This is a genomic window from Streptomyces sp. NPDC053079, from assembly GCF_044546695.1.
In the GTDB taxonomy this organism is placed as follows: Bacteria; Actinomycetota; Actinomycetes; order Streptomycetales; family Streptomycetaceae; genus Streptomyces.
Genome location: NZ_JBITZJ010000001.1, coordinates 864,166 through 877,721 on the forward strand (window position 1 = coordinate 864,166; position 13,556 = coordinate 877,721).

A 13,556-nucleotide genomic window follows, 5' to 3' on the forward strand; every position below is an offset into this window, starting at 1 on the left:
CCATTTGAGCCGCCTAGAGGGCGACCCGGCCGGCGGGGTGGGCGCGCAGGCCGGCGCCGTAGCGGCGCAGGAGCAGGATCGCGGTGGTGGCGAGGCCGGTGAGCAGGCCCAGCCAGATGCCGAGGGTGTCGAGGCCCGCGCCATAGCCCAGGAGCCCGGCGGCGGGCAGTCCGACGGCCCAGTAGCCGACGAGGGTGATGCGGAAGCCGCTCCGGGTGTCGTCGAGGCCGCGCAGGAGGCCGACGCCGATGTTCTGGGCGCAGTCGAAGAACTGGAGCACGGCGATGACCAGCAGCAGCCGCGTCGCGATGTCCACGGCCCGGCCGTCGCCGCTGCTGCCGGCGTCGAAGAACGGGCGCAGCACGAGGCCGGGCAGGGTGACGTACACCGCGGCGACGGTGGTCATGACGACGGCGGCGCAGGCCAGGGCCGTGTTCTTGATGCGCCGGGCGGCGTCGATACGGCCGAGGGCGAGCTCGCGGCTGACGTTGATGGACGCCGCGTGGGAGAGGCCGACGGCGACCTGGAAGACGATGTAGACGAGCTGGTTGACGGCGGTGTGGGCGGCCAGGGCCGCACTGCCGAAGGAGCCGGCCATCAGGGCCGTGACGAAGAAGAATCCGGCTTCCGAACCGTAGGTGGCGGCGATGGGCACGCCCAGGCGCAGCAGCTCGCGCATCGTGGCGCGCTCGGCCTTGAGGACGTCGAGGCCGAGCAGCGGGGCGAGGACCCGGTCCCTCTTCGCCGAGGCGTACAGGGCGAGGAAGGAGAGGAGGTAGACCGCCGAGGTGGCCACGCCGATGCCGGGCAGGCCCAGCTCGGGCAGCCTCCAGGTGCCGTGGATCAGCAGCCAGTCGAGGCCGGCGTTGACCGCGACGGAGGCGAGGGTGATCCGCAGCAGGGCCTGGGGGCGGCGCATGCCGACGGTGAACTGGCGGACGGCCTGGAACCACAGGCACGGCAGCAGGCCGGGGGCCAGCGCCAGCAGCATCGTCTGCGCGCGGGCGGCGACGGCGGCCTCCTGGCCGAGCCGGGTGAGGCTCTGGCCGATGAGGAGCATGAGGACGGCCCCCGCCAGGCCGGCGAGCGTGGCCACCGCCATGCTCGCGCGGACGATTCGGCGGACCTCCTCGTCGGCCTCCGAGGCGGCGTGGTCCGCGAGCTCGGCCCGGGCGGCGGCCGCCGCGATCCTGTTGCCCACGGAGGTGACGAGGCCGACGCCCATGGTGCGGAGCTGGTTGAAGATGACGATGGCCAGGCCGCCCGCCGCCAGGTCCCGGGTGCCCAGCAGGCCCATCATCACCGTGTCGGTGGTGGTCAGGGCCACCTGGGCGAGCTGGGTGAGGACGAGGGGGACGGCGAGGACGGCCAGCGCGCGGCTGTCGCGCAGGAGGACGGTCGGCTGCGGGATGGGCATCAGATCGTGCGGAGCTTGGAGAGGGTCTCGTCGACCTCGCGCTCCACGGCGGGGTCGAGCAAGTTCCGGGCGGTCATCCAGTCGTCGTCGAAGACGGTGTCCAGGTACTTCTCGCCGCCGTCGTTGACGAGCGCGACCATCGTGGTCGCGGGCGGCAGCGACGGCAAGCGCGTCAGCGCCTCGTATACGACGCCGCCCGCGGACCCGCCGATGAGCAGGCCCGTACGGGCGACGGCGCGGGCGGTGGCGAACGCCTCGACGTCGCCGACCTTCACGCCCTCGTCGATCAGGTCGAAGTCGACCAGGGCGCCGATCGTGGCGCCTTCGGGGGTGCCGGTGCCGGACTGGTAGTAGTCGTGGGCGGGGCCGCCGAAGGCGATCGACCCCTTGGGCTCGACGCCGATGGTCCGCACACCGGGGACGAGCCTGCGCAGCTCCCGTGCGGTGCCGCACAGCGCGCCGCCGGTGCCGACGGCGGCGATGAGGACGTCGAGGCCTCCGCCGAGGGCCTGGTGGAGTTCATGGGCGAGGAGGTGGTAGCCGACGCCGTTGCTGGGGTTGTTGTGCTGCTCGGTGAAGAAGGTGTTGTCCCGGCCGCGGGCCATGTCCTCGGCGAGTTCCTCGCGGGCGGCGGTGGCGAGCTCCCCGGTGCCGTCGTCGGCGACGTGGACGAGTTCGGTGCCCAGCGCCCGCATGACGCGCAGCTTGTCGGCGCAGGCGTGGTGGTCGACGACGGCGGTGAAGGCGTAGCCGCGCTCGGCGGCGATGACGGCCAGGCCGAGGCCGGTGTTGCCGGAGGTGGACTCGATGATGCGGCCGCCGGGGCGCAGCGCGCCGCGGTCCTCGGCGTCGAGGACCATCTGGCGCGCCATGCGGATCTTCGCGCTGCCGGTGGGGTTGTACATCTCCAGCTTCAAAAGCAGGCGGCTGCCGTTGCCGGTGCGGCACAGCTCGAACAGCGGGGTGCGGCCGATGAGGTCGGAGATGCGGGAGACCACGGCGGGGCGTGTCAGTGCCTCGTACATGGGAGGGGCTCCTGTGACAGGCGGGAAGCGGTGGGGAGAAGGGGTCAGCGGGCGGGGTGGCGGTCCAGGCGCCAGCGCGGCCGGCCTTCGTGGGGTTCGACGACGACCTTGGGCGGCAGCGGCAGTTCGTGGAACGGGGACTCGTTGGAGTCCATCTGGTAGCCCGCCGTGTTGGGGTAGACCAGCAGGTCGCCCGGCGCCGGGCGGGCGGGGAAGGGGATCTTGCGCCAGGTGAGCAGGTCCGTCTCCAGGCAGGACGCACCCCCTACGCACGCGGGGTGGACGCCCCGGCCCGGGGCGCGGCCGGCCGGGGTGACCAGCACGGGGTCGGGGAGGTATTCGCTGTTGAACCACTGCTCCGACACGCTCAGGCTCGTCCCGTCGACGGTGAGGATGGCGTAGCCGTCGCGGTCCTTGACGCCCCGGACGCGGAAGACGGAGGCGCCGGCCCGGTCCAGCAGCGCGCGGCCGGGCTCCAGCAGCAGGAGGGTCCCGGTCTCCCGGAGCCGGTCGCCGAGACGGTCCCGGCCGCCCGCGGGAACGGCCACCAGGACGGCGCGCAGTGCGCCGGCTCCGGCGACCGGTGAGTGGTACGGGTAGAAATCGGCGGCCGAGAAGGTCTTGCGGGCGTGGTAGTGCCCGGGGTGCTGGGCCGCGAGGAAGGCGTGCCAGTCGCCGGCCGCCGCGTAGTCGACGGCGAAACCGCCGCCGATGCCGATCCGGTCGGCCCGCAGTCCCGCGGCGCGGGCCTTGAGGCAGAGGTCGACGAGCTGTCCGGCGAGGTCGGCGCGCGGCTGGACGGCGTAGCCGCAGAGATGGAAGCAGAATCCCTCCATCCGGACGGCGTCGCCCGCCCGTACGCACCTCGCCAGCGCCGCTTCGAGCTCGGGTGCGGTCATGCCGAAGCGGCTGTGCGGCTGCGCCGGGGGGAGCCGGCGCAGCAGCAGCCGGGCCGGGCGGACCGTGCTCGTCCGGGCCAGGGCGAGGAGGCGGTCGAGTTCGTCGAGGGAGTCGACCGCGATCAGGGCGCCCTGCAGGACCGCTACGCGCAGCAGTTCCTCGTGCTTGGCCGGGCCGGTGACCACGATGTCCTCGCCGCGCACTCCGTGGCCCAGGGCCTCGCGGAGTTCGCCGGAACTGGCGACGTCGGCCCCGGCCCCGCCGGCGGCGCAGCGTTCGATCCAGACGGCCGCCTTGTTGGCCTTCTTCGCGTAGTAGATCTGTCCGTTCACCCCGGCGTCGGCCAGCGCCGCGCGGAAGGCGGCGAGGTTGGCGTCGAAGCGCTGCGGGAGCAGGAAGTGGAAGGGGCCGCCGAAGGCGTGGGCCAGCTCGTGGAGCAGCCCGCTGTCGAGCACCGCGTCCGTCGGGGGGTCGGAGTACGCCGGGAGGGTGGGCGGGGGAGAAGCGGCGAGGGTGGGCGGGGGAGCGCCGGTCATTGCCACAGCGGCACCCGCGTTCCCAGGCCCTGCTCGATGGCGAGCTGGGCGAAGCGGTGGCCGAGGGCGATGTCGGTGACGACCAGGCCGCTGTTGTAGGCGAAGACGCGCTCGTGCGGGGCGGTGCGGCCGGCCGCGGTGCCGGCGAGGACCGGCGGGAACTCGGCGTCGACGGCGGGGAGCCGGCCGTCGGCGTCCGCCATGTCGGTGCCGGTGACGTTCATCTGGGCCTCGCTGGTGGCCACGACGCGGTCGGCGCGGTGGAGGGTGGAGGGGGCGAGGCCGTGGCCGACGAGGATCGCCAGCGCGCCGGGCCTGAGCACGTCGGCCTCGACGGCGGCGGGGGTGTGGGCGCCGGCGGTGGCCACGATGACGTCGGCCTCCGCGGCGGCGGCCCGCACGTCGGTGACGACCTGCACGTCGCGGCCGGGGAAGTGGGCCCGCAGCCGGTCCCGTACGGCCGCGATTCCCTCCCGGTGGGTGCCGAAGAGCATCAGCCGGTCCAGTTCGGGCAGGGTGGTCAGCAGGAACGGCAGCGCCAGCCGCCCTTGCGTGCCGGTGCCGATGACCAGCGCGCTGCGGGCCCCGGGGGCGGCGCACTCGCGGGCCAGCAGGGCGGAGACGGCCGGGGTGCGCAGGGAGCCGATGCGGCCGCAGTCCATCATCGCCACGGGCAGGCCGGTGACGTCGTCGTAGAGGGTGAGGGCGGTGTAGTAGTGCTGCTCCTCGCGCCCTTTGTCCAGGCCGTGCTTGTACGAGGTCTTGATGGCGACGACGTCGCGGGAGCCGTCGCGGCCGAGCATGGCGTACGAGACGGAGTGGCCGTCGCGCGGTTTGACGGTCAGTTTGCGGGGGTTGTCGGACAGGCCCGCGGCGAGGGTGCGGTAGGCGTTCTCGACCGTCTCGACGACATCGGCCAGGGATATCTCGATGCCTGCCAGGTCGCTGGTGGACAGGGCGCGGACGGCGGTGTCGTCGGCGGGTGTGCGGAGGGCGGCGGGGGGCGGGGCGGTGTGGGTCATATCAGTTCCTCGCTGGAGAGGCGGGACGCCGTGGTCAGGTGCGCCGAACGCTCGGTGCGGCGGCGGCGGGCGGGGCCGGGGCGGACGGCGGTGGGGAAGGGGGAGTAGGCCTCGACGGCCTTCTGCCCGTAGCCGTGCTCCCCGGTTTCGGCCGGTGGGCGGGTGCGGCGCCCGGGGATGCGCACGGAGGCGCGCTTGAGCCAGCGGTCGGTGCCGTCGTAGCGGGCCCGGAACGGGACGCGTCCGTGCACGACCAGGTCGTTGTCGACGACCAGCACGTCTCCCGGGGCGAGGGTCACCGCCCGGGAGACGCGGGTGAGTTCGCGCTCCAGGCGGGCGTAGGCCGCGCGGTAGCCGGGGGAGGCCTCCTCCAGCGGGGTGTAGGCCGGGTCGAAGCGCAGGGTGAGGCCGTCCTCGCCCGCCCACACGGTGGGCACGGGCTGGGGCTGCCAGACGAGGCCGTGGGTCTGGAAGTAGGCGTCGTCGGGGAGGATCGGCAGGGCGGGACGTGAGAGTTCGGCGATGTCGGCCCGCGTCAGGCGCACTTCGCGGATGCTGGCGGCCGTGGTGGCGACCTTGTCGTGGTTGCGCATGCAGCCGAGCATCAGCACGTGGGCGCGGCCCGGGTGGAAGGCGTCCTCGGTGTGCGGGCTGAGCAGCACCGTGCTGCTGGCTCCGGTCTGGGCCTGCTCGTGGCCGGGCGACGGGACGATGTTGTGGACGAACCGCCCGTCCTGCTGTCCCTCCCAGGCGATGGGGTTGCCCATGAGGGTGGCCAGCAGCAGGAGGGCGACGTCGTGGACCGCGGCGCTGTCGCCCGCCGTGGCCCAGTCGGCCGGCGTGGGGCCGATCGCGGCGTCGTCGATCTCCAGTCCGCTCAGGACGAACAGTCCCTCGGCGGTGTCGACGGGACGGCAGTGGTGGCGGACGCCCTCGCTGAGGCCCGCGGCGGCGCGGGCCACGTGGCGGAGGACTTCGGGCGAGGCGGCGGAGGTTCCCGAGGCGGTCAGGACCTCTTCGGCGGTCCGGCGCAGTTCACCGGCCGCGGCGGAGTCGAGCTGGCGGAGGGGGGCGGCTCCCGTGGACATGGCGAAGTCATCCGTTTCGTTGAGGGGCGTAACGGGTGTCTTGCGGGTGGTGCGATCCCCGGGCCGCGTGCGGTCGCTGATGGAGCGTCAGATGAGCGTCCGGAGCGTGCACGGCCCGAAGCGCGAAGTGGAGAAGGCGAGAGGGCAACGGGGCTCGTGGGGCTGCATGGTTGAGCCTTGAGCCGACAGTGCAAGAGGGGACTCGGCCGACATGGGCGGCTGGCCAATAACGTACCACCGAAATTAGGTAAGGCAAACCTTACTGATCGGTCGTCCCTTAGTTCCGATTCGCCAACTCCGCCCGGGTGATGCTGTTTTGTATTGCGCGGATATGCGTACATCCTGTCCGGATGCTTGCGGAGGTGAGCGAAACCAGGGTAGGCAAACCTAAGTGACCCCACTGCGACGTGGAACAAGGAATGACGTGAAACTGACCAGGCGGCAGGCAATGCGGGCGGGTGCCGGCATCGGCGCGGCCGCGCTGCTCGCCGCCTGCGGCAACGGCAACGACAAGGCGACCTCCCCGGCGGCCACGGACGGCAAGCCGAAGAACGGCGGCACCCTGCGCATCGGAGCTCTTGGCCGGACTTCGGCCACCACCCGTGACCCACACGGGGTGCAGGGCAACGAGAGCGACTACTTGATCATCGCCCTCGTCTACGACACCCTCACCGCACCGGGCCTCAAGGACAACACCGTCGGCCGCCTCGCGTCCGGCTGGAAGTCCTCCGCCGACCTCAGGACCTGGCGCTTCACGATCGCCAAGGGCGCCGCCTTCCACGACGGTTCGCCGGTCACCGCCGACGACGTGGCGTGGTCGCTGCGCAGACTGCGCAACACCCCCGCCGGCGCGGGCCGGTTGCCGGGCATCAAGGCCGACAGCATCACCGCCGACGGCAGGGACACCGTCGTCCTGGTCTCCGACGAACCCAACGCCGCCCTGCCCCTGCTCACCCGCCTGGCCACGTTCGTCCTCAAGAAGGACACCCCCGACAAGGAGGTGGCCAAGGCCCCCGGCACGGGCCCGTTCACGCTCGACTGGTACCGGGGCGGCAACGCCCGCCTGATACGCAACGACAAGTGGCACGGCGGACCGGTCCACCTCGACGCCATCGAAGTGACCATGTTCGAAAGCCCCCAGGCCATGGCAAACGCCCTGCTGGGCGGCCAGATCGACCTCGCCTCCAACGTGGGCGCCGTCGCGGCCCGTACCGCCGCCTCCCGCAAGGACATCCAGCTCGTCCGCCGCCCCAACGACATGGCCATGCCCATCGTCATGCGCACCGCCGACGGCCCGTTCGCCGACGCCAGGGTCCGCGAGGCCATGAAGCTCCTCGTCGACCGGGAGGCCATGGTCAAACAGGTGCTCTCCGGCTACGGCACCGTCGCCAACGACATCCTCGGCACCGGCGACCCCGGCTACGCCAAGGACATCCCCCAGCGGACCCGCGACCTCGCCAAGGCCAGGAAGCTCCTCACCGAGGCCGGCTTCGACCTCTCCAGGACCTACGAGCTCATCACCACCGAGGACGTCCCGGGCCTGGCCGAGTCCGCGACCCTGTTCGCCACCCAGGCCCGCGAGGCCGACGTCAAGATCAAGGTCGTCAAACAGGAGTCCGGCGCCTTCTACGACAAGACCTGGCTCAAGGGCACCTTCTACACCAACTACTGGGGCACCAACGACTCCGTGGTGTTCTTCGCCTCCAAGACCATGACCACCGGCGCCGGACAGAACGAAGCCGGCTGGTCGGAGCCGGCGTTCGACGCCGCGTACCGCAAGGTCGTCGGCACCGCCGACGACAAGGCCCGCACCGCCGCCCTGCGCGAACTCCAGCGGATCGAGCACGAGAAGTCCGGCTATCTGCTGTGGGGCATGGCCGACGGCATCGACCTCGCCGCACCCACGGTGCGCAACCTGCCCAGGCTGCCCGGCTACGGACGGGTCCAGCTCGAGAACGTCTGGCTGTCGCGTTGAGCGGGACGGCCACGCGGCGGGCCGAGGCCGCCACCCCCACGGGGGCGGCGGCCTCGGCCCCACGCCGCGCCGCGACGGCCGCCGCCCGCGCCGGCGTGGTGCTCGCCAAGCGGGCCCTGATGCTGTGCGTGCTGCTCATCGTCGTCTTCGGCGCGATCGAGGTACTGCCCGGCGACGCGGCGAGCGCCACCGCCGAGCGCGGCGAGAGCGCCGCGGACGTCGCGGCCCGCCGTCACCTGCTCGGCCTGGACCGGCCGCTGTGGCAGCGGTTCGGGGACTGGATGACCGCCCTTCCCTCCGGCGACCTGGGCACCTCCGCACGCGGAGAGCGCGTCACCGACCTGCTCGCCGCCCCCTTCCCCAACACCCTCCTCCTCGGCGGCACCGCCTTCGCGGTCACCCTCGCGGCCGCCCTCGCCTTCGGCTGCTGGGCCGCGGCTCGTCCGGGCGGCGCGGTGGACCGCGTCGTCGCCTTCACCTCCGGCATCGCCCTCGCCCTGCCCGAATTCGTCGTCGCCGTCGGCCTGTTGCTGGTCCTGTCCCTGTGGGCCGGCTTGCTGCCCGCCGTCACGCTCACCACCCCCGACGGCGCACCCGCCTCCTGGACCATGCTGGCCATGCCCGTCCTGGCCCTCGTCATCCCCCAGGCCGGCTGGAACGCCCGCATCGTCCGCGGCGCCCTGGCCGACCAGGCCGCGGCCCCGCACGTGACGGCCGCCCGGCTCGACGGCCTGTCCCCCCGGCGCGTACTGCTGCGCCACGCCCTGCCCGGCGCCTGGCCCGCCATCGCCACCGGAGCCGCCACCTCCACCGGCATGCTGCTGGGGGGCGCGGTCGTCGTCGAGACCCTCTTCAACTTCCCCGGCCTGGGCACCGTCCTGGCCGGTGCCGTCGCCGACCGCGACACCCCGGTCATCGCCGGGGTCGTGGCCTGCACCGGAGCCGTCATCAGCCTCGTCCTGCTCTGCGCCGACCTCATCCGCGCCCGGACCCTGGGAGCACACCCGTGAGCTCCGCAGCCCTGACCCCGCCCCGCCCCCGGCGGCCCCGGACCCGCGTGCTTCTTGCGGTGGCCCCCGGGCTCCTGCTGACGCTGCTCGCCCTGCTCGGCCCGCTGATCGCCCCGCACCCCGTCGACCTGCCCGTCACCGCCCCCTACGCCCCGCCCGGCGCGGACGCGCCGCTGGGTGGCGACCAGCTCGGCCGCGACGTCCTGAGCCGGATGCTGCACGGCGGCGGTCCGCTGATCGGCGGCGCCCTGGCCGTCGCGGTCACCGTCACCGCCCTGGCCACCGTGCTGGGCTGCTTCGCCGTCCTCACCCCCACCCTGGGCCGCCTCGTCGAGCGCAGCGCGGACATCGCCATCCTCCTGCCGCCGGTGCTGGGCATGATGCTGCTCGCCCTGGCCTGGCCCGGCGGCGGACGCCTCGCGGTCATGGCCGCCGCCACCGGCCTGGGCGTGCCCTACGCGGTGCGCGTCGTCGCGAGCGCGGCCGCACCCGTCGCCGCCTGCGGATTCATCGAGGCGGCCACCGCGAGCGGCGAACGGCTGTGGCACCTGGCGCTGCGCGAGATCCTGCCCAACCTGCGCGCCACGGTCCTGGCCCTGTTCGGCCTGCGCTTCGTCGCCGCCGTCTACGTCATCTCCATGGCCGGGTTCCTCCAGCTCGGACCCCAGCCACCTGCCGCCGACTGGGCGCTGATGATCCGCGAGAACGCCCCCGGCGCCCTCCTCAACCCCTGGGCCGTCGTCGCGCCCAGCATCGCCATCGGCTTCCTGGCCGTCGGCGTCGGCCTCGCCGCCGACGCCCTCGCCCCCACCGCACGCCGCGCGACGGCGGGCACCCGATGACCCCCGACGGCCCCGAGCGGCGACCGGCGCCCCGACCGGCAGAGGAACCCCCCGCGGCCATGACCGACACCCCGACCGTGGTCGGCGTCACCGACCTCGAGATACGCGTCCCCGACGGGCCCGTCCTGCTGGCCAGGACCAGCCTCACCCTCCGGCGCGGTCGCGTCACCGCCCTCACCGGACCCTCCGGCTCGGGCAAGTCCACGCTGCTGCGCGCCGTCATCGGCGACCTGCCCGCCGGCGCCCACGTCACCTCGGGCACCGTCGACGTCCTCGGCCACGACGTCCTCGCCCTCCCCGCCGAACGGCTGCGCCGGCTGCGCCGCCACCACGTCGCCTACGTCGGCCAGGACCCCGCCTCCGCCCTCGACCCCCGCATGCGCGTGCGCCGCATCGTCGCCGAGACCGCCGACGACCCCTCTGCCCGGGCCGTCCGGGACCTGCTCGCCGAGTGCCGGCTGCCGGTCGACGACGGGCTGCCCGACCGCCGCCCGGGCACCCTCTCCGGCGGGCAGCAGCGCAGAGTGGCACTGGCCCGGGCCCTCGCCCGCCGGCCCGACGTCCTCCTGCTGGACGAACCCACCGCGGGGCTCGACACCGCCCTGCGCGACGACATCGGCGACCTCCTGCGCCATCTGGCCACCACCCGCCGGATCGCGGTCGTCCTCGCCTGCCACGACCCGGAACTCGTCGCCCGCTGCGCCGACGACGTCGTCGACCTCGGCACGACGACCCGCCCGCGGCCACGGCCGGCCGCCCCCGCGACGGCGACCGACGACCGCCCCCTCGCCGACGCCGCGGGCTCCGGCCTGGCCGCCCACGGCCTCGATGTGACCTTCACCCAGCAGGGGCGCTCGTACCGGGCCCTGGCCGGCGTCGGCTTCTCGGCGGCTCCCGGCAGCGCCACCGGCGTCGTCGGCCCCTCGGGTTCCGGCAAGACCACCTTGCTGCGCGTCCTCGCGGGCCTGCAGCGGCCGGATGCCGGCACCCTCACGCTGGACGGCCGCCCCCTGCCGGCCGTGGCCCGCCGCCGCGACCGCACCCAGCAGCGCCGCATCCAACTGGTCCCCCAGAACCCGCTCGGCGCCCTCAACCCCGCCCGCACCATCGGAGCCACCCTCACGCGTCCGCTCCGCCTCCACCGGGCGGCGCCGAAGGGGGACGTCGCCGACCGGGTCGCCGAGCTCCTGGACGACGTGGGCCTCCCCGCCGGCTTCGCCCGCCGCTACCCCCACGAACTCTCCGGCGGACAACGCCAACGGGTCTCCATCGCCCGGGCGCTGGCCCCCGGCCCCGACGTCCTGCTCTGCGACGAGGTCACCTCCGCCCTCGACGCCGACACGGCCGTCACCGTGATGGAACTCCTCACCCGGCTGAAAGCCGGACGCCGGCTGACGCTCGTCCTCGTCAGCCATGAACTCCACCTCGTCGGCGCGTACACCGACACGGTCCACATCCTCGACGCCGGCCGGGTCGCCCGGAGCGGACCCACCCACCTCCTGATACCGGTGACGCGCTGACCGACCGAGGGCCCGGGCCTACCGGGAACCGGCCGATTCACCCGGCAACGCCCGTGCCGCCGTGTCGTCGCGCGGTGTCCCGAAGCGCGCCACGTAGCGACATGCCGCAGGGCTCGTTCCATGGCATGTGCATGTTAGTGGCGTGCCGACGGCCCTTCCGGTGGCTCTTGCCTCGTCCTGCGGAAACGCCGGATCAACTGCCCGAAGTGGGACGGCAGTTGAACGCCGCCGAAACGAGCGTCCGCCAGAATGAACGGGCAACCCCTCTTCCTGGCACCCGCGTTCGCCACCGTTGACTGGCGCGTCAGTACTGTGCGATATTACGGACGATCGGCCAGTATAAGTAACGGCCCAGTGGTCCGGCCCTGCGGCGGGCGGGGCGGCCCTTTCCTTGAGCGTCGCGCGGAGCGCTTGCCCCGCGCGGGAATGCCGTTGGATGTTTAAAGGGGGATTGATGCAGGCAGATCTCAAGACCCGGTGCCCCGACCCGTTACGGGAGACCGAGGATCTCGAAGAGCTCTACCAGTTAGCGATACGGTTCCAGGTCCTGTGCGTGTCGCAGGCGGCCGAAAAGCTCGACTGGGACGACTCCCGGATGGCCCGGGCGGTGCGGCTGCTGGTGGAGGGGGAGCTGCTGCGGCCCCTGGCCGGCGACCCCAACGCGCTCGTGCCCGTCGCGCCCCGCACGGCGGCCTCCCGCAGGCTGGCGCCGCTGCACTCGCAGATCGCGCGGATGGAGCGGGAGTCGGAGGAGATCCGTGCGGAGCTGGCGGTCTTTCAGGAGCTGCACGAGCAGGCGCTGCGCGAGGCGCGCCTCGCGGAGCCGTTCCAGACGATCGCCGGCGCCGACGCCATCGCCGCCGAAATCGCCGCGGCCTCGGAGGACTGCCGCTCCGAGGTGCTGATCGCGCGCCCGGGAGGCGGCCGCAGCGCCGCCGACGTCCTGCAGATCGCATGGGAGCCGCCCGAGTCGATGCTCGCCCGCCGCGTCAGGACGCGGACCCTGTTCCAGCACGCCACCCGCTTCGACGGCCCCACCAGGAAGCACGTCGAGCGGATCGTGGCCGCCGGGGGAGAGGTGCGGACGCTCGGCGACTCCTTCGAGCAAATGATCATCTTCGACCGCGAGGTCGCCATCATCCCCTCCGACGGCAACCGCGACGTGGCGGTGGTCATCCGTCAGCCCGGTGTCGTCGGCTTCCTGCTGGGGGTCTTCGAGCGCGCCTGGGTGAACGCCAGGCCGTTCGAGAGCCACAACCGCGCCGCCGACGTCAGCGAGTTGATCTCCAGTGTCCGGATGTCGATCATCCAGCTCCTCGCGGAGGGGGAGACCGACGAGGCCATCGCCCGCCGCATCGGGGTGAGCGTGCGCACCTGCCGCAGCCATGTCGCCAAGATCTACCAGGAGCTCGGGGCGCGCAGCCGGTGCCAGCTGGGCGTCCTCATCGCCCAGTCCGGCCTCCTCGGGCAAGGGTAGTGGGCCCGCGTTGGAGGGGTGGGCGCCAGCATCTAGGATGCGGTCATGGCTGACCCGGACCCCTCCACCGATACCACTGTCTCGCGGGATCCGGAACTCGGTTTCCCGCCACCGGGCGAAGTGCTGCACCGGCTGCGGACGCACAAGGGCATGTCCCTGCGCCAAGTGGCCGCGGAGTGCGGGCTGTCGGTGTCCTTCCTGGCCGCGCTGGAGCGGGGTGAGACCGACATCGCCCTGGAGCGGCTCGGCCGCCTCGCCAAGGTCTTCGACCATGACGTCGGCTCGTTCCTGGGCTTCTCCCGCGGGCGCGCCACCCCCTCGCTCTTCCCCCGGGAGAAGCAGGAGGTCCTCAACCGGGCCCCGGGCGTCGTCTACCGCGTGCTGCGCTCGCCGCAGTTCGGATACCAGGTGGTCACCGGGGACTTCGAACCGCACTGCGGCCTCTCCGAGGACCTTCAGCACGAGGGCTCCGACCTCATCATGGTGACCCGCGGCACGCTGGTGGCCCGCTACAACGGGCTGGACCACGTACTGCGCACCGGGGACTGCATCCAGTGGTCGGCCGGCCACCCGCACAGCTTCCGCAACGACACCGACGAGCCGGCCCAGCTGGTGGCCATCCTGTTCTCCTCCCTTTACTGACCGCCTCGGCGTCTGACCTTCCAACTGCCCCACGGACAACGGTCCGTGGGGCTTTTCGCTGTCCGCCTCCGGGTCCCGCTTCCCGGGCCGGAGACTCTCGCT

Annotated in this window: 11 protein-coding genes; 6 read left to right on the forward strand and 5 right to left on the reverse strand. The window is 73.2% G+C overall.

Annotated features, from left to right (window positions below; genetic code table 11):
- Window positions 1-13: 13 nt before the first annotated feature.
- Genes ACIGXW_RS03310 through ACIGXW_RS03330 form a run of 5 tightly spaced genes read right to left on the reverse strand, consistent with a single transcriptional unit; the run spans window position 14 to window position 5,988 of the window.
- On the reverse strand, window positions 14-1,417 hold the full coding sequence (locus tag ACIGXW_RS03310) for an MATE family efflux transporter (protein ID WP_399569273.1): 1,404 nt from the start codon (window positions 1,415-1,417) through the stop codon (window positions 14-16).
- Window positions 1,417-2,442 carry a cysteine synthase family protein gene (locus ACIGXW_RS03315; protein ID WP_071966263.1) on the reverse strand — a complete coding sequence of 342 codons (1,026 nt, stop codon included), beginning with the start codon at window positions 2,440-2,442 and terminating at the stop codon, window positions 1,417-1,419. The genes ACIGXW_RS03310 and ACIGXW_RS03315 overlap by 1 nt, the downstream gene beginning before the upstream one ends.
- A gap of 44 nt (window positions 2,443-2,486) precedes the next feature.
- Window positions 2,487-3,878 (reverse strand): Y4yA family PLP-dependent enzyme, encoded by a 1,392-nt coding sequence (locus tag ACIGXW_RS03320; RefSeq protein WP_399569276.1) that lies wholly within the window; start codon window positions 3,876-3,878, stop codon window positions 2,487-2,489.
- Entirely contained in the window at window positions 3,875-4,900 is a 1,026-nt protein-coding gene (locus ACIGXW_RS03325; RefSeq protein ID WP_399569279.1) for an ornithine cyclodeaminase family protein, read from the reverse strand. Before ACIGXW_RS03325 ends, ACIGXW_RS03320 begins: the two co-directional genes overlap by 4 nt.
- Window positions 4,897-5,988: a TauD/TfdA family dioxygenase gene (locus tag ACIGXW_RS03330; RefSeq protein WP_399569282.1), complete on the reverse strand. Its 1,092-nt coding sequence runs from the start codon at window positions 5,986-5,988 to the stop codon at window positions 4,897-4,899. The genes ACIGXW_RS03325 and ACIGXW_RS03330 overlap by 4 nt, the downstream gene beginning before the upstream one ends.
- A gap of 424 nt (window positions 5,989-6,412) precedes the next feature.
- Between ACIGXW_RS03330 and ACIGXW_RS03335 the strand changes: the two genes are divergently transcribed.
- The 6 genes from ACIGXW_RS03335 to ACIGXW_RS03360 all read left to right on the forward strand — a co-directional run bounded on the left by ACIGXW_RS03335 (window position 6,413) and on the right by ACIGXW_RS03360 (window position 13,454).
- Complete coding sequence (locus tag ACIGXW_RS03335) at window positions 6,413-7,963, forward strand: ABC transporter substrate-binding protein (RefSeq protein WP_399569283.1); 1,551 nt, start codon at window positions 6,413-6,415, stop codon at window positions 7,961-7,963.
- 119 nt (window positions 7,964-8,082) lie between these two features.
- Entirely contained in the window at window positions 8,083-8,973 is an 891-nt protein-coding gene (locus ACIGXW_RS03340) for an ABC transporter permease (protein WP_399570805.1), read from the forward strand.
- The gene (locus tag ACIGXW_RS03345) at window positions 8,970-9,815 is read left to right on the forward strand and encodes an ABC transporter permease (protein ID WP_399569287.1); all 846 of its coding nucleotides are present in this window, start codon (window positions 8,970-8,972) and stop codon (window positions 9,813-9,815) included. The genes ACIGXW_RS03340 and ACIGXW_RS03345 overlap by 4 nt, the downstream gene beginning before the upstream one ends.
- Window positions 9,816-9,874: 59 nt before the next feature.
- Window positions 9,875-11,335, forward strand: a complete 1,461-nt coding sequence (locus ACIGXW_RS03350) for an ABC transporter ATP-binding protein (protein WP_399569290.1) — start codon at window positions 9,875-9,877, stop codon at window positions 11,333-11,335.
- A gap of 454 nt (window positions 11,336-11,789) precedes the next feature.
- The gene (locus tag ACIGXW_RS03355; RefSeq protein ID WP_079274432.1) at window positions 11,790-12,812 is read left to right on the forward strand and encodes a LuxR C-terminal-related transcriptional regulator; all 1,023 of its coding nucleotides are present in this window, start codon (window positions 11,790-11,792) and stop codon (window positions 12,810-12,812) included.
- A gap of 45 nt (window positions 12,813-12,857) precedes the next feature.
- Complete coding sequence (locus ACIGXW_RS03360; protein ID WP_071966272.1) at window positions 12,858-13,454, forward strand: XRE family transcriptional regulator; 597 nt, start codon at window positions 12,858-12,860, stop codon at window positions 13,452-13,454.
- The last annotated feature ends 102 nt before the right edge of the window (window positions 13,455-13,556 follow it).

Bases quoted from the DNA above. Each gene is read 5' to 3' on its own strand.
- ACIGXW_RS03310 (WP_399569273.1), bottom strand. From the start codon at position 1,417: ATGCCCATCCCGCAGCCGACCGTCCTCCTGCGCGACAGCCGCGCGCTG.
- ACIGXW_RS03315 (WP_071966263.1), bottom strand. From the start codon at position 2,442: ATGTACGAGGCACTGACACGCCCCGCCGTGGTCTCCCGCATCTCCGAC.
- ACIGXW_RS03320 (WP_399569276.1), bottom strand. From the start codon at position 3,878: ATGACCGGCGCTCCCCCGCCCACCCTCGCCGCTTCTCCCCCGCCCACC.
- ACIGXW_RS03325 (WP_399569279.1), bottom strand. From the start codon at position 4,900: ATGACCCACACCGCCCCGCCCCCCGCCGCCCTCCGCACACCCGCCGAC.
- ACIGXW_RS03330 (WP_399569282.1), bottom strand. From the start codon at position 5,988: ATGTCCACGGGAGCCGCCCCCCTCCGCCAGCTCGACTCCGCCGCGGCC.
- ACIGXW_RS03340 (WP_399570805.1), top strand. From the start codon at position 8,083: ATGCTGTGCGTGCTGCTCATCGTCGTCTTCGGCGCGATCGAGGTACTG.
- ACIGXW_RS03350 (WP_399569290.1), top strand. From the start codon at position 9,875: ATGACCGACACCCCGACCGTGGTCGGCGTCACCGACCTCGAGATACGC.
- ACIGXW_RS03355 (WP_079274432.1), top strand. From the start codon at position 11,790: ATGCAGGCAGATCTCAAGACCCGGTGCCCCGACCCGTTACGGGAGACC.
- ACIGXW_RS03360 (WP_071966272.1), top strand. From the start codon at position 12,858: ATGGCTGACCCGGACCCCTCCACCGATACCACTGTCTCGCGGGATCCG.